The following is a 19,935-nucleotide window of genomic DNA, read 5'->3' as shown; positions in this document are numbered from 1 at the left end:
TGGGAGATGGTTGTTTTACTGATTTGTAAGACAACCGTTTTAAAATTTGAAAAGGGTTTGTCTCTTATGGTTTATTCGCATAAGATATAGATAGAATGATTTGTATCGTAAGCAGCACGAGTTTTCATTGAATCTTTGTTGCTCTATTGATATAATCAGTGCTAGTGTATATTGGCGAGACTATTAGGAGTTGAGAACATAGATGAACAAAGAAGAAAGAGCAAAAAGACAGTCCAAAATTCGTAATTTCTCTATTATTGCTCATATTGACCACGGAAAATCAACGTTAGCAGACCGTATTTTAGAGAAAACAAATGCGTTAACACAACGCGAAATGAAAGCTCAGTTGCTTGACTCTATGGATTTAGAGCGTGAGCGTGGTATTACAATCAAATTAAACGCAGTACAATTAAACTATAAAGCAAAAGATGGTGAAGAGTATATTCTTCATTTAATTGATACACCAGGACACGTCGACTTTACGTACGAAGTATCTCGTAGTTTAGCGGCTTGTGAAGGCGCGATTCTTGTAGTAGATGCAGCGCAAGGTATTGAAGCGCAAACGTTAGCGAACGTATACTTAGCGCTTGATAACAACTTGGAAATTTTACCAGTTATCAATAAAATCGACTTACCAAGTGCGGATCCAGAACGTGTACGTCAAGAGGTAGAAGATGTAATTGGTTTAGATGCATCAGAAGCGGTACTTGCTTCTGCAAAAGCTGGAATTGGTATTGAAGAAATTTTAGAACAAATTGTTGAAAAAGTACCAGCTCCGGCAGGTGATTCAGAAGAGCCGTTACAATGTATGATTTTCGACTCTTTATATGATCCGTACCGTGGTGTAATTGCTTATATCCGTGTTGTAAATGGAACGGTAAAAGTTGGCGATAAAGTACGTATGATGGCAACGGGTAAAGAATTTGAAGTAACAGAAGTAGGTGTATTTACACCGAAAACTACGCAACGTGACGAGTTAACAGTAGGTGATGTAGGTTTCTTAGCAGCATCTATTAAAAACGTAGGTGATACACGTGTTGGTGATACGATTACACATGCGAAACGTCCAGCTGCAGAGGCGTTACCAGGTTACCGTAAATTAAACCCGATGGTATTCTGTGGGCTGTATCCAATTGATTCTGCTCGTTATAACGATTTACGTGATGCGTTAGAAAAATTAGAGTTAAACGATTCTGCTCTTGAGTTTGAACCAGAAACATCTCAAGCGTTAGGATTTGGTTTCCGTTGTGGATTCTTAGGACTTCTTCACATGGAAATCATTCAAGAACGTATTGAACGTGAATTTAAGATTGACTTAATTACAACAGCGCCAAGCGTTATTTATAAAGTTTATTTAACAAACGGTGAAGATGTTATTGTTGATAATCCATCTAATATGCCAGACCCACAGTCTATCGATCGTGTAGAAGAGCCGTTTGTGAAGGCTTCAATTATGGTTCCGAATGACTATGTTGGAGCTGTAATGGAAATTTGCCAAGGTAAACGTGGAACGTTTATTGATATGCAATATTTAGATGAAACGCGTGTTACATTAACATATGAAATCCCGTTATCAGAAATCGTATATGACTTCTTCGATCAATTGAAATCAAATACGAAAGGGTATGCATCATTTGATTATGAGTTAATTGGTTATAAACCATCTAAACTTGTGAAAATGGATATTCTTTTAAATAATGAACAAGTGGATGCTTTATCATTTATCGTACACCGTGATTCAGCGTATGACCGTGGTAAAGTAATTGTAGAGAAATTAAAAGAATTAATTCCGAGACAACAGTTCGAAGTGCCAATTCAGGCGACTATCGGAAATAAAGTTGTAGCACGTTCTACAATTAAGGCGATGCGTAAAAACGTACTTGCAAAATGTTACGGCGGTGACATTTCTCGTAAGCGTAAACTTCTTGATAAGCAAAAAGAAGGTAAAAAACGTATGAAGTCTGTTGGTTCTGTAGAAGTGCCGCAAGAGGCATTCATGGCTGTACTGAAAATGGATGACAACTAATATTTGAAATAAAAAAGAAGTCGTTTGTACGGCTTCTTTTTTCTGTATAATTACTTTTTAGACATCTGAGCAGCTCTCATTTACAATAATGAGAGAGCTTTTTAGTTCATATAGAGTTAGGAGATTGTTAATGTCCGAAAATATTCGAAAAGATATTCAAGATAAAATACAAAATGGCAATTTTAATTGTGAAAAGGAATTGACGCTTTCTATTATTAGTGGAAAGTGGAAAGTTGTGATACTGTGGCATCTTGGTGTGGAAGGGCCTCATCGTTTTAGTGAATTACAACGGTTATTCCCAAGCATTTCTCATAAAGTTTTGTCAAACCAATTAAAAGAGTTAATGGAAGATGGGATTGTTGATCGAACAGTATATCCCGAAATTCCTCCTCGTGTTGAGTATTATATGACGGAACTAGGCATGTCACTTTTACCGATCGTTGAAATGATGTATGATTGGGGAAAAATGCGAATGGAACAAATTCGTAATACGTTAGAGAAGTAGAGAATCCTCCGGAGTGCGGAGGTTTTCTTTTTAGAAAGGTAGGAGTTATATTTGGTACAAGCTGCATATATTCATATCCCGTTTTGTCAGCACATTTGTCACTATTGTGATTTTAATAAAGTGTTTATTGAACGCCAACCGGTTGATCAATATTTAGATTATTTAGAGAAGGAAATAATAAATACGGTTCAAAGAGTTCCGTTTGATAGTATGAAAACGATTTTTGTGGGCGGTGGAACTCCGACAGCGTTAAATATGGAACAGACAAAAAAATTACTCGAGATTATTAATCGTCATTTGCGCCCGTTTGCTCCGAATTGTGAATTGACATTTGAAGCGAATCCAGGAGATCTACCGAAAGAGAAGTTGAATGTACTACTAGAAGGTGGAGTGAATCGAATTAGTTTTGGTGTGCAAACGTTCCGTGATGAACTGCTTGAGAAAATCGGGCGCAAGCATACGAGGGAAGATGCATTCCTAGCGATTCGAGAAGCTCAGGAAGTAGGCTTTAAAAATATTAATGTAGATATTATTTATGCTTTGCCAGGACAAACGATAGAAGATGTGAAGGAAACATTAGACATTGCTTTTACGCTTGGTGTACAACATTTCTCGGCATATTCATTAATTGTGGAACCTAAAACAGTGTTTTATAACTTAATGAATAAAGGGAAATTGCGTCTTCCGGGTGAAGACCATGAAGCGAAAATGTATGAAATGGTAATGGATGAAATGGAGAAACACGGTTATAACCAGTATGAAATTAGTAATTTCTCAAAAGGTGACAATAAAAGTAGACATAATCTCACATACTGGAATAATGAAGAGTATTATGGCTTTGGAGCTGGAGCTCATAGTTATGTGAATGGGGAACGTATTCAAAATGTAGGTCCGCTGAAGCAATATTTTAATAAAATTGATGAAACAGGATTTCCGTATTTAGATGTTCACGTGGTGACGGAGAAAGAAAAGATGGAAGAAGAGTTGTTCTTAGGACTTCGAAAAACAAAAGGTGTATCTAAAATAGCATTTCAAAAGAAATTTAATATGGAGATGGATCAAGTTTTCGCGAAGCAGTTACAAAACAACCAAGAACAAGGATTGCTTGAAGAGAGCGATGGATATGTTCGTTTAACGCGAAAAGGAAAATTATTAGGGAATGAAGTATTCCAATCATTTTTAATTGACTAATTAAATGTTCCATTAACGTGAAAAAGTTTCATTATTTCGTGACGTTTCCGTTGACAATTGAATGTCAATTTTGGTAAGTTATTAATAGATTTAGCACTCAAAGACAAAGAGTGCTAACAGAGGTGATGATGAGATGCTTACGGAACGTCAGCTCTTAATTTTACAAACAATTATTGATGACTTTATTGGATCAGCGCAGCCTGTTGGGTCTAGAACGTTGGCTAAAAAAGATGAAATTACATTTAGTTCAGCTACTATTCGAAATGAAATGGCGGACTTAGAAGAATTAGGTTTTATTGAAAAAACGCACAGTTCTTCTGGACGTGTTCCTTCTGAGAAAGGCTACCGATTTTATGTAGACCATCTTTTAGCGCCGCAAAACTTACCGAACGCTGAAATTGTACAAATTAAAGATTTATTTGCTGAAAGAATTTTTGAAGCGGAAAAAATTGCACAGCAATCTGCTCAAATTTTATCAGAACTTACGAATTATACGGCCATTGTTCTTGGACCGAAGTTAAGCACAAATAAACTTAAAAATGTACAAATTGTGCCGCTTGATCGTCAAACTGCAGTCGCTATTATTGTAACTGATACAGGGCATGTACAAAGTAAAACGATTACCGTTCCGGAATCTGTTGATTTATCAGATTTAGAAAAAATGGTTAATGTTTTAAATGAAAAGCTATCTGGCGTACCGATGGAAGAACTTCATAATAAAATCTTTAAGGAAATTGTTACAGTTTTACGTGGGTATGTTCATAATTATGATAGTGCAATAAGAATGTTAGATGGTACATTTCAAGTTCCGTTATCGGAAAAGATATACTTTGGAGGAAAAGCAAATATGCTTTCGCAGCCAGAGTTCCATGACATTCAAAAGGTTAGATCTTTGCTTACCATGATTGATAATGAAGCTGAATTTTATGACATTTTGCGTCATAAACAAGTCGGGATTCAAGTGAAAATTGGTAGGGAAAACACTTCGACGGCTATGGAGGATTGCAGTTTAATTTCTGCAACATATTCGATCGGCGAAGAGCAACTTGGAACAATTGCTATTTTAGGTCCGACAAGAATGCAATATTCTCGTGTAATTAGTTTGTTACAGTTATTTACGAGACAATTTACAGATGGACTTAAAAAGTAAATGAGAGTAATACATTCGCTCAAGTGATGAAATTTTCATTGCTGTGTGTAATATATAATGCTTAGGTAATCATGCTATGCATGATACCTAATACCTTTTAAGGAGGTGAATATTGTGGAAGAGCGTAACGAACAAGTGGTAGAAGAAGTAAAAGAAGCGCAAGTTGAAGAAGCTGTCACGCCAGAAAACAGTGAAGAAACTGTAGAAGAAAAAAGTGAGGCTGCTCTTTTACAAGAAAAAGTAGATGAGTTACAAGCGAAACTAACGGAAACGGAAGGTCGCACATTACGTCTACAAGCTGATTTTGAAAATTATAAGCGCCGTGTCCAAATGGATAAACAGGCTGCTGAAAAATATAGAGCACAAAGTCTAGTTTCAGACATCTTGCCAGCTCTTGATAATTTTGAAAGAGCAATGCAAGTGGAAGTGACTGATGAGCAAACGAAATCCTTGTTACAAGGCATGGAAATGGTGCATCGTCAATTGTTAGAAGCGCTGACTAAAGAAGGTGTGGAAGTGATTGAAGCTGTTGGTAAACAGTTTGATCCTAATGAACACCAAGCTATTATGCAAGTGGAAGATAGTGAATTTGAATCAAACGCGGTTGTGGAAGAATTCCAAAAAGGTTATAAATTAAAAGACCGTGTGATTCGCCCATCAATGGTAAAAGTAAATCAATAATTTACATAAAACTAGGAGGATTCGCCATGAGTAAAATTATCGGTATTGACTTAGGTACAACAAACTCTTGTGTAGCTGTTATGGAAGGTGGAGAACCAAAGGTTATCCCAAATCCAGAAGGAAACCGTACAACACCTTCTGTTGTAGCTTTCAAAAATGAAGAACGTCAAGTTGGGGAAGTTGCAAAGCGCCAAGCAATTACAAACCCAAATACAATCATGTCTGTTAAACGTCATATGGGTACAGACTACAAAGTAGAAGTTGAAGGTAAAGATTATACACCTCAAGAAATTTCTGCAATCATTTTACAAAACTTAAAAGCTTCTGCTGAAGCATACTTAGGTGAAACAGTAACGAAAGCTGTTATTACAGTACCTGCATACTTCAACGATGCAGAGCGTCAAGCAACGAAAGATGCTGGTCGTATCGCTGGTTTAGAAGTTGAGCGTATCATTAACGAGCCAACAGCAGCAGCACTTGCTTACGGTTTAGAAAAACAAGACGAAGAACAAAAAATCTTAGTATATGACTTAGGTGGCGGTACATTTGACGTATCTATCCTTGAGTTAGCAGACGGCACATTCGAAGTTATTTCAACTGCTGGTGACAACCGTCTTGGTGGCGATGACTTTGACCAAGTTATCATCGATCACTTAGTAGCTGAGTTCAAAAAAGAAAATAACATTGATTTAAGCCAAGATAAAATGGCGCTTCAACGCTTGAAAGATGCAGCTGAAAAAGCGAAAAAAGATCTTTCTGGTGTAACACAAACTCAAATTTCATTACCATTCATTAGTGCTGGAGCTGCTGGTCCATTACACCTAGAATTAACGTTAACAAGAGCGAAATTCGAAGAGCTTTCAGCAGGTCTTGTTGAAAGAACATTAGAGCCAACTCGTCGTGCATTAAAAGACGCTGGTTTTGCTCCAAGCGAATTAGATAAAGTTATTCTTGTTGGTGGATCTACTCGTATCCCAGCTGTACAAGAAGCTATTAAACGTGAAACTGGTAAAGAGCCATATAAAGGTGTAAACCCTGATGAAGTTGTAGCATTAGGTGCTGCAGTTCAAGGTGGCGTACTTACTGGTGATGTAGAAGGCGTTCTATTATTAGACGTAACTCCACTTTCTTTAGGTATTGAAACTATGGGTGGCGTGTTCACGAAATTAATCGAGCGTAACACTACAATTCCAACAAGTAAGTCACAAGTATTCTCGACAGCTGCTGATAATCAACCAGCAGTAGACATTCACGTATTACAAGGTGAGCGTCCAATGTCAGCTGACAACAAAACGTTAGGTCGTTTCCAATTAACTGACCTTCCACCAGCACCACGTGGTATTCCACAAATCGAAGTAACATTCGATATTGATGCGAACGGTATCGTTAACGTACGTGCGAAAGACTTAGGAACAAGCAAAGAGCAAGCTATTACAATCCAATCTTCTTCAGGTCTTTCTGATGAAGAAGTAGAACGTATGGTACAAGAAGCGGAAGCAAATGCTGACGCTGACCAAAAACGTAAGGAAGAAGTTGAACTTCGTAACGAAGCTGACCAACTTGTATTCCAAACAGACAAAGTTGTAAAAGATTTAGAAGGTAAAGTAGATGCAGCTGAAGTTGCAAAAGCAACAGAAGCGAAAGAAGCATTACAAGCTGCAATTGAGAAAAACGAGCTTGAAGAAATTCGTGCGAAAAAAGATGCTTTACAAGAAATCGTACAACAATTAACTGTTAAATTATACGAGCAAGCTCAAGCAGCTGCTGGTCAAGCAGAAGGTGCGCAAGGTGCACAAGACGCTGGCACGAAGAAAGACAATGTAGTTGACGCTGAGTTTGAAGAAGTAAAAGAAGACAAGTAATTCAACTGTAAACATAATAAGTAAGATGACAAAAAGTCAAAGTCAAGCGTGCCTTGACTTTGGCTTTTTTCACGAATGAGAAGTGATGTGTGAGGATCTTAAGTTTTTCGCTTTGCATACTGTAAGTGAGGAAACTTTGTTGCAAAGCACTTTCTTTCGGTGTTAAAATTACGTTTATGTGAAAGATTCGGGGGTTGTAAATTTATGAGTAAACGAGACTATTATGAGGTCCTTGGACTTAGCAAGGGCGCTTCAACAGATGAAATAAAAAAAGCGTATCGTCGTTTGGCTAAAAAATACCATCCAGACGTAAGCAAAGAAGAAAATGCAATTGAAAAGTTTAAAGAAGTACAAGAAGCATACGAAGTGTTAAGTGATGATCAAAAGCGTGCGCAGTACGATCAATTTGGTCATGCTGGTGCAAATCAAGGATTCGGTGGATTTGGCGGCGGAGGAGACTTCGGCGGTGGCTTCGGTTTTGAAGATATATTTAGTTCTTTCTTTGGCGGTGGCGGCGGCAGACGCCGTGATCCAAATGCTCCGCGCCAAGGTGCTGACTTACAATATCAAGTCACTTTAGATTTTGAAGAAGCTATTTTTGGTAAGGAATTAAATGTGGAAATTCCAGTAGAAGATCCATGTGATACTTGTAAAGGTAGTGGAGCAAAACCAGGAACTTCAAAAGAAACATGTAAACATTGTTCAGGCTCTGGTCAAGTGAGTGTAGAGCAAAACACACCGTTTGGTCGTATCGTAAACCGTCAAGCTTGTGGTCATTGTTCAGGAACTGGACAAATTATTAAAGAAAAATGTACGACATGTCACGGTTCAGGTAAAGTTCGTAAACGTAAAAAAATCAATGTTAAAATTCCAGCGGGTATCGATAATGGTCAACAAATTCGTGTGTCTGGAAAAGGTGAAGCCGGCGTAAATGGCGGACCAGCAGGAGACTTATATGTTGTCGTTCATGTAAGAAATCATGAATTCTTCGAGCGTGAAGGAGATCACATTATTTGCGAAATGCCATTAACATTTGCGCAAATGGCGCTTGGTGATGAAGTGGAAGTTCCTACTGTTCATGGTAAAGTGAAGCTGAAAATTCCAGCAGGAACACAAACTGGAACAGAATTCCGCTTAAAAGGAAAAGGTGCTCCGAACGTACGTGGATACGGCCAAGGAGATCAATATGTAGTCGTTCGTGTTGTTGTACCGACGAAATTGACTTCACAGCAAAAAGATTTATTACGTGAATTTGCAGGACAAGAAGAGCAGGATGATAGTTTATTCGGAAAGCTTAAACGTGCTTTCAAAGGGGAATAATGGAAATAAAAAATGGAGTTGGTAAATTGTGAAATGGTCAGAAATTAGTATTCATACAACAGAAGAAGCAGTAGAAGCTGTCTCTCATATTTTACATGAAGCTGGTGCTAGCGGAGTTGCGATTGAGGATCCAGCGGAGTTAACGAAAGAGCGCGAGCAACAATATGGTGAAATTTATGCATTGAATCCAGATGAATATCCGGCGGAAGGTGTATTAATAAAAGCATATTTCCCGCAAACGGATTCTTTACATGAAACGATTGCAGGTGTAAAATCATCTATTGATGTGCTTCCATCTTACGACATTGAAATTGGTACTGGAAATATTACCGTTAACGAAGTCAATGAAGAAGATTGGGCTACTGCTTGGAAAAAATATTACCATCCAGTACAAATTTCTGATACATTCACAATCGTACCGACGTGGGAAGAATATACACCATCTTCTCCTGATGAAAAAATCATTGAATTAGACCCAGGTATGGCGTTTGGTACAGGAACTCATCCAACAACAACGATGTGTATTCGTGCTTTAGAAAAAACAGTACAGCCAGGTGACGCTATCATTGATGTAGGAACAGGTTCTGGTGTGCTTAGTATTGCAGCGGCAAAATTAGGTGCGTCTTCTGTTCAAGCATATGATTTAGATCCGGTTGCAGTTGAAAGTGCAGAAATGAATGTGCGTTTAAATAAAACAGATGATATCGTGTCTGTTGGGCAAAATAGTCTTTTAGAAGGTATTGAAGGTCCTGTTGATTTAATCGTAGCTAACTTATTAGCAGAAATTATTCTTTTATTCCCTGAAGATGCAGCGAGAGTTGTGAAGTCAGGTGGATTATTTATTACATCGGGCATTATTGCTGCGAAGGAAAAAGTAATTTCTGAGGCGTTAGAACAAGCTGGATTTACAATTGAAGAAGTGTTACGAATGGAAGATTGGGTAGCAATTATTGCACGAAATGCGTAATATAGATTTTAGTCTATAATGAAAAGGGGAGTCTCTCACTATAAGGTGAGGGACTTGCCGTTTGTTATATGAAAAATGATAATGTTTCGTTCTTTTCGTAAGTGTTGACTTACGAAAGGAACGAAACTCTACTAAGGTGATTATATGCAACGTTATTTTGTAGAAGAAAAACATGTAAGTGAAGCAAAAATTCGCATTGTAGGTGATGATGTACATCACATTGCGAGAGTAATGCGTATGACAGCTGGCGATCAAATTTATTGCTGTGTAAACGGAAAAACAGCAGTATGTTCAATTGATGAAATTACCAGTGAATTTATTAATACGGCTATTGTAGAATGGGTAGAGGCGTCAAGTGAACTTCCTGTTTTCGTGACGATTGCAAGTGGACTGCCAAAAGGAGACAAGCTAGAGTTGATTTTTCAAAAAGGAACTGAGCTTGGGGCAGCTGCATTCTTACCATTTCAAGCATCTCGCTCTATCGTAAAATGGGATGCGAAAAAAGCTGATAAAAAAGTTGAGCGTTTAAGAAAAATTGTGAAAGAAGCTGCGGAACAATCACATAGAAGTGAAATTCCGGAAGTACATGCTCCGGCATCATTTAAGCAACTGCTTACAATGAGTGGTGAGTATGATGTTTGTCTTGTTGCTTACGAAGAGGAAGCGAAACAAGGCGAGAAATCTAATTTTGCGAAAGCTTTAACGACAATGAAACCAGGTCAAAAGCTATTGATTGTATTTGGCCCAGAAGGCGGTTTAGCTGAGGAAGAGATTACAGCGCTTCGTGAACATAAATTTGTACCATGTAGTTTAGGACCAAGAATTTTAAGAACAGAAACGGCGCCGTTATACGCGTTAAGTGCTGCTTCGTATCATTTTGAATTGATGGGGTGATGATCAATGTCAACTGTTGCGTTCCATACGTTAGGTTGTAAAGTAAACCACTATGAAACAGAAGCCATTTGGCAATTGTTTAAACAAGGTGGTTATGAAAGAACAGAATATGAAAAGAAAGCTGATGTTTATGTTATTAACACATGTACAGTAACGAATACTGGGGACAAAAAAAGCCGTCAAGTAATCAGACGTGCTGTGCGTCAAAATCCAGATGCAGTTATTTGCGTAACGGGATGTTATGCACAAACATCTCCAGCTGAAATTATGGCGATTCCAGGTGTAGATATTGTAGTTGGTACACAGGATCGTGAAAAGATGTTAGGTTACATCGAAGAATTCCGTAAAGAGCGTCAACCAATTAATGCTGTCCGCAATATTATGAAAACACGTGTGTACGAAGAACTTGATGTACCTTATTTCACGGATCGTACACGTGCGTCTTTAAAAATACAAGAGGGTTGCAATAACTTCTGTACATTCTGTATCATTCCTTGGGCGCGTGGTTTAATGCGTTCTCGTGATGGAAAAGAGGTTATTAAACAAGCACAACAATTAGTGGATGCAGGCTATAAAGAAATCGTATTAACGGGTATTCATACAGGTGGATACGGCGAAGATATAAAAGATTATAACTTAGCTGGATTACTTCGTGATATGGAAGCGGAAGTAGGCGGATTAAAACGTCTTCGTATTTCTTCTATTGAAGCGAGTCAAATTTCAGATGAAGTAATTGAAGTGTTAGATAAATCTGAAGTAGTTGTACGTCACTTGCATATTCCGTTGCAATCTGGTTCTAATACTGTATTAAAACGTATGCGTCGTAAATATACGATGGAATTCTTCCAAGAGCGTTTAGATCGTTTGAAAGAAGCGTTACCAGGCCTTGCGATTACATCTGACGTAATCGTTGGTTTCCCAGGTGAAACAGAAGAAGAATTCATGGAAACATACAATTTCATTAAAGAGAACCGCTTCTCTGAGTTACACGTGTTCCCTTATTCAAAACGTACAGGAACACCTGCAGCACGCATGGAAGATCAAGTTCCTGAAGATGTGAAGAACGATCGTGTTCATCGTTTAATTGAGCTATCTAATCAATTAGCGAAAGAATATGCATCAGCGTTTGAAGGTGAAGTGCTTGAAATCATTCCAGAAGAGCAATTTAAAGACGGCGACCGTGAAGGGTTATATGTAGGGTATACAGATAACTACTTGAAAATTGTATTTGAAGGATCAGAAGAATTAATTGGTAAGCTAGTGAAAGTGAAAATTACGAAGGCTGGCTATCCATATAACGAAGCGCAATTTGTTCGTGTTCTTGAAGATGATGTGAAAAAAGAATCAGCAAGCGCATAAAAAAGAGCGTGCAACCGGAAATGGTTTGCATGCTTTCTTTATTTGAAGCGGTTAAGTACTAGAAGGTAGGGAGGCGTTTCGTGCATCCCTGTATGAAAAAAGTTGAAATGATAAAAATATAGTTGTCTTCATGAAAGAAGGATACTAGATATTTGTATAACTTTTGAAAAGGAAATGCTTCTATTCTTCTTTTATTCTGCCAAATAGTTGACCTGAAGTGATAAAATGTATTATAATCGTAAAAGACATGCTGAAGAAGTGTTTCTTTTTGCATGCTGAAGTTAGTATGTAAGTGTGATGTTTCGGAGGGAGGGAAAGAGAATGTCAAAAACAGTCGTTCGTAAAAACGAGTCTTTGGAGGATGCACTTCGCCGTTTTAAAAGATCGGTTTCTAAAACTGGTACACTTGCTGAAGCAAGAAAGCGCGAGTTTTATGAAAAACCAAGTGTAAAACGTAAGAAGAAATCTGAAGCGGCAAGAAAGCGTAAATTCTAAGAGAGGGTGTAAGTTATGAGTCTTCTCGGTCGTTTAAACGATGATATGAAACAAGCGATGAAGAATAAACAAAAAGAAAAATTAACCGTTATTCGTATGGTTAAGGCTGCTTTACAAAATGAAGGTATTAAACTGCAACATACTCTTACTGAAGAAGAGGAAGTAACAGTTTTAGCTCGTGAAGTAAAACAGTATAAGGACTCCCTCCTTGAATTTAAAAAAGCTGGTCGTGAAGACCTTGTTAATAAACTGCAAAGTGAAATTCAGATTTTAAGCGCATATTTGCCAGAGCAATTAACTGAAGAAGAACTAGTTGATGTAATCAAACAAGTTATTTCTGAAGTTGGTGCGACTTCTAAAGCAGATATGGGTAAGGTGATGACTGCTGTTATGCCGAAAGTAAAAGGTAAAACAGACGGATCACTTGTGAATAAGTTGGTTATCCAGCTATTAGCATAAAAAAACGTCTCATTTCGTATGAGACGTTTTTTTATTGTTCTTATTAAGGAAAAACACTATATTGCTTAAAAAGCGTTTCTGTAAGTGATAGAAACGCCTCTGGTATGTAAAAAAGGATAACGGCCTTAGTTATGATTAATCCCACCATAAAAAAAGCTTTTTCGTTTTCTTAATTTCTTCGACTAACTCCTCAATGCTTTCTGTTCCTTGTTCCACTATATCTGGACAAAATTCATACATTTCTTGCGCGAAAGATTGCATTTCGGCGTCTGTAGGTAACACGCTAAAAATGGTATCAACCCAGTCATAATCTGCACTGATTATGATAAAAGGATAGCGATCATTCCATTTTCTTAGTTTAAAAATAACATCTTTATTGCTAACTTCGTAATTAACGCCATTTGTTGGTTGGATTGCAAGGATATCAAATTGGCCATTTCCTTGTATACTTCCAATGCTACACTTACTCTTACTTCCTTGACTAAAACTTCTTTCACAAATAAAAGCTAAGTATGGGGGGCTGAAGTTCAGATTGAAGTTTTATAACTTGCTGTTCAGCATAATCTTCAAAGGTAACGACAGAGACTCCAGCTATTTTAGATTTTGAATCAGTTGCATAGAAGGGCTAGATGCTACTGTCAGTGACTTGTTTTATAACATTCAAAATTTCTTGACTAAATCCAATTTCCTTTCGTATTTCCTCGCTTATTAATTCATTTTTTTGTTTTTTAGTGAATCCTAATATTTTTTGAAATTCATATAACAACTACCTATAAAGTATTCTTACTTACAACGTAAAATTTAGAGTGGAGCAATTTCTTTTTCGAATTTTATTTCATTTGTCTAATGAATGACAACTACTTATTCTATGGTCAGTATGTCACGCCCAGAACAAATTGTAACAGGGTTTTTCAAGTTTCTAACTTCTCACTAGGCTCAATTTCTTCATGCAACTTGTACTGATATCCCCTAGGGGCGCATATTCTTGTATTAATACTTCTATTATTAAGGATCACATCCTCTGATCCATCATTGTCCCGATAAATATGATTTCATATAGCGACTGTTTTATTAACATGATATGAACTCTTACAGAATATAGTTATGTTAGTGAAGTCGTTATAACACGATAGGCACTTGTGAAGAAATACATATATGGGATGAGAGGGGGGTCTTTCGAGATGAAGAAATTAGAACAAATGAAAAATTGGTTAACAAAACAAGTAGACCTACCAGTGGATGTATTAATGGATCTACCTCGGATTACTCTTGTTGGGCAAATACATATTTATATAGAAAATCATCGGGGACTATTAGTGTTTTCAGATAAAGAAGTGCGATTGCTTTTAAAACACGGTCAATTACTAATTAAAGGACAATCCTTTGTTATTAAAACGATTCTTCCAGAAGAGCTTTTGCTCGAAGGGATAATTGAGCAAGTAACATTTTTAGAAAATGAAAAAAAAGGTGATTGAAGTGAAACTTCCATTAGTGAAGTTTTTCTTCTTTATCCTGTAAAAGTTTCGTTGATAGAGATCGATTACAGTTTTACTTTGTTTCATTTTAGTACGAGCTATTTTAATGCTTCAAATCTACTTTTAGAAAGGTAGTGAAGGTGGTAAATGAAAAATAAATGGTTTATAAAGTGGCTTGGATATGTAAAAGTGCGAATTGAAGGTAGAGGAGCGGAACGGTTTGTTAATGAATGTGTACGGAGGAATTTATTAGTTTGGGATGTTAAGAAGATAGCTGATGAAACGTTAGTTTTTTGTATGTTGTTACGCGATGTGAAAAAAATAAAACCAATTTATAGAAAAAATGAATGTAAATTATACTTTATTGGACGTTATGGTTTTCCTTTTTGGAATAAGCGTTTAATTAAAAACAGTGGATTTTTAATTGGGTTTTTAATTTTCTTTTTTGGCGTGATTGCAATGTCCAATATGGTTTGGAAAATTGAAATTACAGGAGCAAAACCTGAAACAGAATATATATTGATGAAAGAATTGGATAAAATGGGTATTAAAAAAGGAAAACTACAGTTTCAAATGCCGAATGTAGAAGATGTACAACGCCATTTGACAGATAATATTAATGCCATTACTTGGGCGGGATTAGAAGTAAGAGGAACGACGTATCATTTTAAAATTGTTGAAAAAAACGAACCGAAAAAAGAAAAGGAACAAATGCCGCAAAATTTAGTAGCAAAAAAAGAAGCGATTATTACAAAAACGTTTGTAGAAGTTGGAAAGCCGGTTGTACTGAAAAATGATCATGTGGAAAAAGGGCAGATTCTCGTATCGGGAATATATGGTAATGAGGAAAGTCCAACGATTGTTTCAGCGAAAGGTATTGTGTATGGCGAAACGTGGTATACATCTAAGGTGGATGTCCCGTTAAAGACGCAATTCCAAGTGTATACTGGTAATGTATACAATGAACATTTTCTTAAATTTGGGGGTACGAAAATAAAAATATGGGGATTTCAACATGATAAGTATAAACGCTCTCGTACTGAAAGCGTAAAGCATGATGTGAAATTATTTGGTTTTACACTGCCGATTGCATATGAAAAAGATGTTGTGAGAGAAGAGGAAGAAGCGAACCGAGAATATACAGAAAAGCAAGCGCTGAAAGTAGCGAAAGAGATGGCCGAAAAAGAACTAAAGAAAAAATTGGATGAACATGCTATGATTGTAAGTGATAAGATTTTGAGTAAAGAGGTTGAGGCGGATCAACTAAAAGTCACATTGCATTATACTGTGATTGAAAATATTGCAGAGCCACAACCAATATCCGAATCCGATATTCAAGGAGACTGAGTAATGGCAGAACAATTAGTAGAAATGAACCAACAATTGGAAAATACTAACGAAGCAATCGCTCTTTTTGGAGTCAATGATGCGCATTTAAAAGTAATTGAACGAGAACTGAATGTATCGATCGTAACTAGAGGAGAAACTGTTCATGTATCTGGGGCAGTTGAAACGGTGACACTCGTAGAAAAAATCTTACAGCAATTACTTGTTGTAATTCGTAAAAGTATATCAATTTCAGAGAGAGATGTTGCGTATGCAATTCAGCTCGCACAACAAGGGAAAGTTGCTCAATTTGAAGAGTTATATGAAGAAGAAATTTTCAAGACTGCAAAAGGTAAATCCATTCGTGTAAAAACAATGGGGCAAAGACGATATATTCATGCAATGAAGAAGAATGATATTGTCTTTGGGATAGGGCCTGCAGGAACTGGAAAAACATACTTAGCCGTAGTAATGGCTGTGAGAGCTTTAAAACAAGGATATGTAAAGAAAATCATTCTAACAAGACCTGCTGTAGAAGCTGGAGAAAATTTAGGTTTTTTACCAGGGGATTTGAAAGAGAAGGTAGATCCATACTTACGCCCATTATATGATGCCTTACATGATATTCTTGGACAAGAATATACGCAGCGTATGATGGAACGAGGAGTAATTGAAATCGCGCCGCTTGCTTATATGAGGGGGCGTACGCTTGATGATTCATTTGTTATTTTAGATGAGGCTCAAAATACAACGGGTGCTCAAATAAAAATGTTTTTAACAAGATTAGGTTTTAGTTCTAAAATGGTTATTACAGGGGACCCTTCACAAGTAGACTTGCCAAAAGGGGTAAAATCAGGGCTATCTATAGCTGCTAATATTTTATCTGGTGTATCAGGTCTGTCATTTATTACATTAGAACAAACAGACGTTGTCAGACATCCATTGGTGCAACGTATTATTGAGGCATATGATAAAATGGAATGATCCTATTTGTCAGGATCATTTCTTTTTGTATGATAAGGTTGGCGAACGGCATATTTTTTACTATCATGAAAGATAAGGAAAATAAACTATAGGTACTGGTGTATAAAATGTTACCTCAAAGTATCTTTGGGTAGAAGAAATGAAAGCTATAAATAGTTTCACTTTATTTCTGGAGAGGAGAAGGTATTGAAATCATGTCAAGATCTCAAGAAATTTCTAAGTGGTTTCGTAATTTACAACATTCGAAAAAACTAAGTTGGATTTCTTACGTTGTATTAGGAGCAGTGCTGTTTTTTGCGCTTATGAATAATGTAAAACCAGAGCAATTAGATGTTAACATGTATTCTATTGCGAAAAAGACAATCCATTCTCCTATAAAAATTGAAGATAAAGTTACAACGGATAAAAAGAAAAAAGAAGCCTCTACAAAAGTTGAAGATCAATATACATATAAAAGTGAGTATAAACAAAATAAAGTTGATATTGTGAATGACGTCTTTGCTAAAGTGGATGAAGTGGTGCAAGAGATTAAAGCTGTTGGACCGGATGATCAAAAAAAGATGACTGATGCTGAGAAAGTGGACAAGTTAAAAAAGAAACTACCCGCTGACTTAACGAAAGAATTATCTGATTCAAACTTACTAAATTTGATTAATGCAGATTCGAGCCAATTAGTATTAGCGAAAGATGCTGCGGTCACAGCGATTAATAGTATCATGACTGAGCACATTAAAATGGACGAATTGAAAGATGCGAAAGAACGATATGTAAGTGAGATGAATAGTGTTAATGTTGATAATGGTTTAAAAGAGTCAATTAAGGCGCTAGGAAGATATGCAATTTCAGCGAATTATTTTTATGACCCGATCTTAACGAAAGAGAAGAGAAAAGCAGAGGAAGATTTAGTTCCACCTGTTTATATTCTTCAAGGACAAGTTCTCGTTAGAGAAGGTGAAACAATTTCAAGTGATGTGTATAATCAGTTGAAATTAGTTGGCTTGTTAGAAAAAGGGAACGGTTTTCAACCTTATGTTGGATTAGCGGTACTCATTGGTGTGTTACTATACTTTATGCATAAACAATTTGAATTATTTTTAAAGAGAAAAAGAGAAGATAGACCGTATGTTTTAGCGTATATCACAATTTTGTCTATCACAATCGTTTTAATGAAAATCATTAGTTTGTTTCAAAAACTTGAATATGCAGGGATTGCATATGTTGTCCCGGTTGCGATGGGAACAATACTTGTGAAATTAATGATTGGTGATCGATTTGTCTTTTTAACGAGTATGATTTTTTCTGTATGCGGAAGTATTATGTTTAATGAAGGAGTAACGAGTACATTAAATTATAGTGTAGGGATTTACGTATTGTTAAGTTCATTATCGGTTAGTATTTTCTTGAGAGAAAAAAATCGTCGTACAATGATTTTACAAGCTGGTATACTCGTTTCTGTATTAAATGTAGTCGTATTGGCGGCGCTCTTATTATTACGTAATGGGAATTTTTCGCCTCTTGAAATTGGTACGCAATTATTAATGGCTTCACTTTCAGGGATTATATCATCCGTTTTGGCTATGGGGATTTTACCATATTTAGAAAGTGGACTTGGAATCGTATCAAGTATGAAGCTTATGGAACTATCAAGTCCAAATCATCCGCTTTTACGCAGAATTTTGTTAGAAGCGCCAGGGACATATCATCATAGTGTAATGGTAGCGAATCTTTCTGAAGCTGCTTGCGAAGCAGTCGGGGCAAATGGTGTATTAGCGCGTGTAGGGGCATATTATCATGATGTAGGAAAAACAGTACAACCACAATTCTTTATTGAAAACCAAATGGGGATTGAAAACCCGCATGATAAATTAGATCCTGTAACGAGTAAAGATATTATAATTGCTCACGTAACGGATGGAGTAAGAATGCTCGAAGAATATCATATTCCACAAGAAATTATTGATATCGCTGGGCAACATCACGGTACAACGTTACTGAAATATTTTTATTATAAAGCGATTAAAGAAGATAAAGAAAAATATACAGAAGAGATGTTCCGTTATCCGGGTTCAAAAGCAACTTCGAAGGAATCGGCAATTGTTGGTATTGCTGATAGTGTAGAAGCTGCGGTACGTTCTATGAATCACCCAACGCCAGAACAAATTAATAATTTAGTGCAAAGCATTATTAAAGATCGATTGCAAGACGGTCAATTTAGTGAATGTGATTTGACGTTTAAGGAACTACAAATCGTTGGGAAAACGTTATGTGAAACGTTAAATGGTATTTTCCATTCGCGTATTACATATCCGGAAATTCCGGAAGAAAAGGAGAAAGAATGAGTTTGTTAATTGATTTTATTGATGAAACAGAAGAAGTAAAAGAAGCGTATATGAGTTTAATTCGTGAAGTGTTAGAAAAGGCAGCTCAAATGGAAAATATCGAGGATGGCGCGGAGGTATCGGTGACATTTGTAGATAATGAGCGCATTAGAGAAATTAATCGTGATTACCGAGATAAAGATCAACCTACAGATGTAATATCCTTTGCCATGGAAGAGATGGGAGAAGGGGAAATGGAGATTGTTGGTGCAGAGATGCCGCGCATGTTAGGTGATCTTATTATCTCTATTCCAAGGGCGAAAGAGCAGGCTGAAGAGTACGGCCATTCTTTCGATCGTGAACTTGGATTTTTGGCGTTACATGGCTTTTTACATTTGCTTGGTTATGATCACATGACAGAAGAAGAAGAAAAAGAAATGTTCGGAAGACAAAAAGAAATTTTAGAAGCTTTTGGATTAGGACGATGAAAAAAGGAAAACTTATAGATAGTTTTGGATATGCTATAGCTGGTATGTTCTTTTGTCTTCGTCATGAACGAAATATGAAAATTCATTATTTAGCCGCAGTCATTGTTATATGCTGCGGCTTTTATTTCCATATTACGAAAATAGAGTGGATGATATTACTTATTGTAATAGGGAGTGTAATGAGTTTAGAAATGGTAAATACGGCTGTAGAAAAAACAGTAGATTTAGCGACTGCTGATATTCATCCGTTTGCAAAAATTGCAAAGGATGTTGCAGCAGGAGCGGTTTTATTGTTTGCAATTATAGCTGTTATAATTGGTGCTATTATCTTTTTACCGTATATGGTATAGTTGCATTCCGAAGCTTTTATTAAGCTTTGGAAGTGCCGTAAGGGCCTTTAATGAGAGAGTGTATCTCTTCATAGCTGTGAACAGG

The 19,935-nt window shown here is 36.7% G+C and carries 18 protein-coding genes and 1 pseudogene; 18 read left to right on the top strand and 1 reads right to left on the bottom strand.

The window, feature by feature from the left end:
* Nucleotides 1-202: 202 nt before the first annotated feature.
* The 12 genes from lepA (at nucleotide 203) to CN409_RS16465 (ending at nucleotide 12,909) form a co-directional block, all read left to right on the top strand.
* A complete protein-coding gene (gene lepA / locus CN409_RS16520; RefSeq protein WP_001030948.1) occupies nucleotides 203-2,026 on the top strand; it encodes an elongation factor 4 in 1,824 nt (607 codons plus the stop codon).
* A gap of 130 nt (nucleotides 2,027-2,156) precedes the next feature.
* Nucleotides 2,157-2,531: a winged helix-turn-helix transcriptional regulator gene (locus tag CN409_RS16515; protein ID WP_001293539.1), complete on the top strand. Its 375-nt coding sequence runs from the start codon at nucleotides 2,157-2,159 to the stop codon at nucleotides 2,529-2,531.
* 51 nt (nucleotides 2,532-2,582) lie between these two features.
* On the top strand, nucleotides 2,583-3,722 hold the full coding sequence (gene hemW / locus CN409_RS16510) for a radical SAM family heme chaperone HemW (RefSeq protein WP_000249440.1): 1,140 nt from the start codon (nucleotides 2,583-2,585) through the stop codon (nucleotides 3,720-3,722).
* Nucleotides 3,723-3,855: 133 nt separating this feature from the next.
* A complete protein-coding gene (hrcA, locus tag CN409_RS16505) occupies nucleotides 3,856-4,872 on the top strand; it encodes a heat-inducible transcriptional repressor HrcA (RefSeq protein WP_000954943.1) in 1,017 nt (338 codons plus the stop codon).
* A gap of 114 nt (nucleotides 4,873-4,986) precedes the next feature.
* The gene (gene grpE, locus CN409_RS16500; protein WP_097981585.1) at nucleotides 4,987-5,553 is read left to right on the top strand and encodes a nucleotide exchange factor GrpE; all 567 of its coding nucleotides are present in this window, start codon (nucleotides 4,987-4,989) and stop codon (nucleotides 5,551-5,553) included.
* A 26-nt stretch (nucleotides 5,554-5,579) separates the two neighbouring features.
* Complete coding sequence (gene dnaK / locus CN409_RS16495; RefSeq protein WP_000034701.1) at nucleotides 5,580-7,415, top strand: chaperone protein DnaK; 1,836 nt, start codon at nucleotides 5,580-5,582, stop codon at nucleotides 7,413-7,415.
* A 204-nt stretch (nucleotides 7,416-7,619) separates the two neighbouring features.
* Entirely contained in the window at nucleotides 7,620-8,735 is a 1,116-nt protein-coding gene (dnaJ, locus tag CN409_RS16490; protein ID WP_000043947.1) for a chaperone protein DnaJ, read from the top strand.
* Nucleotides 8,736-8,763: 28 nt separating this feature from the next.
* Complete coding sequence (gene prmA / locus CN409_RS16485; protein ID WP_000872098.1) at nucleotides 8,764-9,702, top strand: 50S ribosomal protein L11 methyltransferase; 939 nt, start codon at nucleotides 8,764-8,766, stop codon at nucleotides 9,700-9,702.
* 144 nt (nucleotides 9,703-9,846) lie between these two features.
* Entirely contained in the window at nucleotides 9,847-10,596 is a 750-nt protein-coding gene (locus CN409_RS16480) for a 16S rRNA (uracil(1498)-N(3))-methyltransferase (RefSeq protein WP_001190142.1), read from the top strand.
* A 6-nt stretch (nucleotides 10,597-10,602) separates the two neighbouring features.
* Nucleotides 10,603-11,955, top strand: a complete 1,353-nt coding sequence (gene mtaB, locus CN409_RS16475; protein WP_000108679.1) for a tRNA (N(6)-L-threonylcarbamoyladenosine(37)-C(2))-methylthiotransferase MtaB — start codon at nucleotides 10,603-10,605, stop codon at nucleotides 11,953-11,955.
* A gap of 321 nt (nucleotides 11,956-12,276) precedes the next feature.
* The gene (gene rpsU, locus CN409_RS16470) at nucleotides 12,277-12,450 is read left to right on the top strand and encodes a 30S ribosomal protein S21 (RefSeq protein ID WP_000048061.1); all 174 of its coding nucleotides are present in this window, start codon (nucleotides 12,277-12,279) and stop codon (nucleotides 12,448-12,450) included.
* 15 nt (nucleotides 12,451-12,465) lie between these two features.
* Entirely contained in the window at nucleotides 12,466-12,909 is a 444-nt protein-coding gene (locus CN409_RS16465; RefSeq protein WP_000054582.1) for a GatB/YqeY domain-containing protein, read from the top strand.
* A gap of 135 nt (nucleotides 12,910-13,044) precedes the next feature.
* On the opposite strand, the pseudogene CN409_RS32670 reads toward CN409_RS16465, so the two are convergent.
* Nucleotides 13,045-13,675 (bottom strand): annotated as a pseudogene (locus CN409_RS32670) (DUF4253 domain-containing protein).
* A 415-nt stretch (nucleotides 13,676-14,090) separates the two neighbouring features.
* Here CN409_RS32670 and yqfC point away from each other — a divergent pair.
* From yqfC to CN409_RS16430, 6 genes are all read left to right on the top strand, one after another.
* Complete coding sequence (gene yqfC, locus CN409_RS16455; protein ID WP_000732269.1) at nucleotides 14,091-14,384, top strand: sporulation protein YqfC; 294 nt, start codon at nucleotides 14,091-14,093, stop codon at nucleotides 14,382-14,384.
* Nucleotides 14,385-14,531: 147 nt separating this feature from the next.
* Nucleotides 14,532-15,731 carry a sporulation protein YqfD gene (gene yqfD / locus CN409_RS16450; RefSeq protein ID WP_000792496.1) on the top strand — a complete coding sequence of 400 codons (1,200 nt, stop codon included), beginning with the start codon at nucleotides 14,532-14,534 and terminating at the stop codon, nucleotides 15,729-15,731.
* Nucleotides 15,732-15,734: 3 nt separating this feature from the next.
* Entirely contained in the window at nucleotides 15,735-16,694 is a 960-nt protein-coding gene (locus tag CN409_RS16445; RefSeq protein WP_000840522.1) for a PhoH family protein, read from the top strand.
* 194 nt (nucleotides 16,695-16,888) lie between these two features.
* Nucleotides 16,889-19,033: an HD family phosphohydrolase gene (locus CN409_RS16440; RefSeq protein ID WP_000091515.1), complete on the top strand. Its 2,145-nt coding sequence runs from the start codon at nucleotides 16,889-16,891 to the stop codon at nucleotides 19,031-19,033.
* Nucleotides 19,030-19,500 carry an rRNA maturation RNase YbeY gene (gene ybeY / locus CN409_RS16435; RefSeq protein WP_000054680.1) on the top strand — a complete coding sequence of 157 codons (471 nt, stop codon included), beginning with the start codon at nucleotides 19,030-19,032 and terminating at the stop codon, nucleotides 19,498-19,500. The genes CN409_RS16440 and ybeY overlap by 4 nt, the downstream gene beginning before the upstream one ends.
* Complete coding sequence (locus CN409_RS16430) at nucleotides 19,497-19,850, top strand: diacylglycerol kinase family protein (RefSeq protein WP_000715475.1); 354 nt, start codon at nucleotides 19,497-19,499, stop codon at nucleotides 19,848-19,850. The genes ybeY and CN409_RS16430 overlap by 4 nt, the downstream gene beginning before the upstream one ends.
* The last annotated feature ends 85 nt before the right edge of the window (nucleotides 19,851-19,935 follow it).

Origin of the sequence: Bacillus sp. AFS012607 (genome assembly GCF_002558005.1) — a bacterium.
In the GTDB taxonomy this organism is placed as follows: Bacteria; Bacillota; Bacilli; order Bacillales; family Bacillaceae_G; genus Bacillus_A; species Bacillus_A thuringiensis_S.
This window is presented reverse-complemented; position numbering and strand designations above follow the sequence as displayed.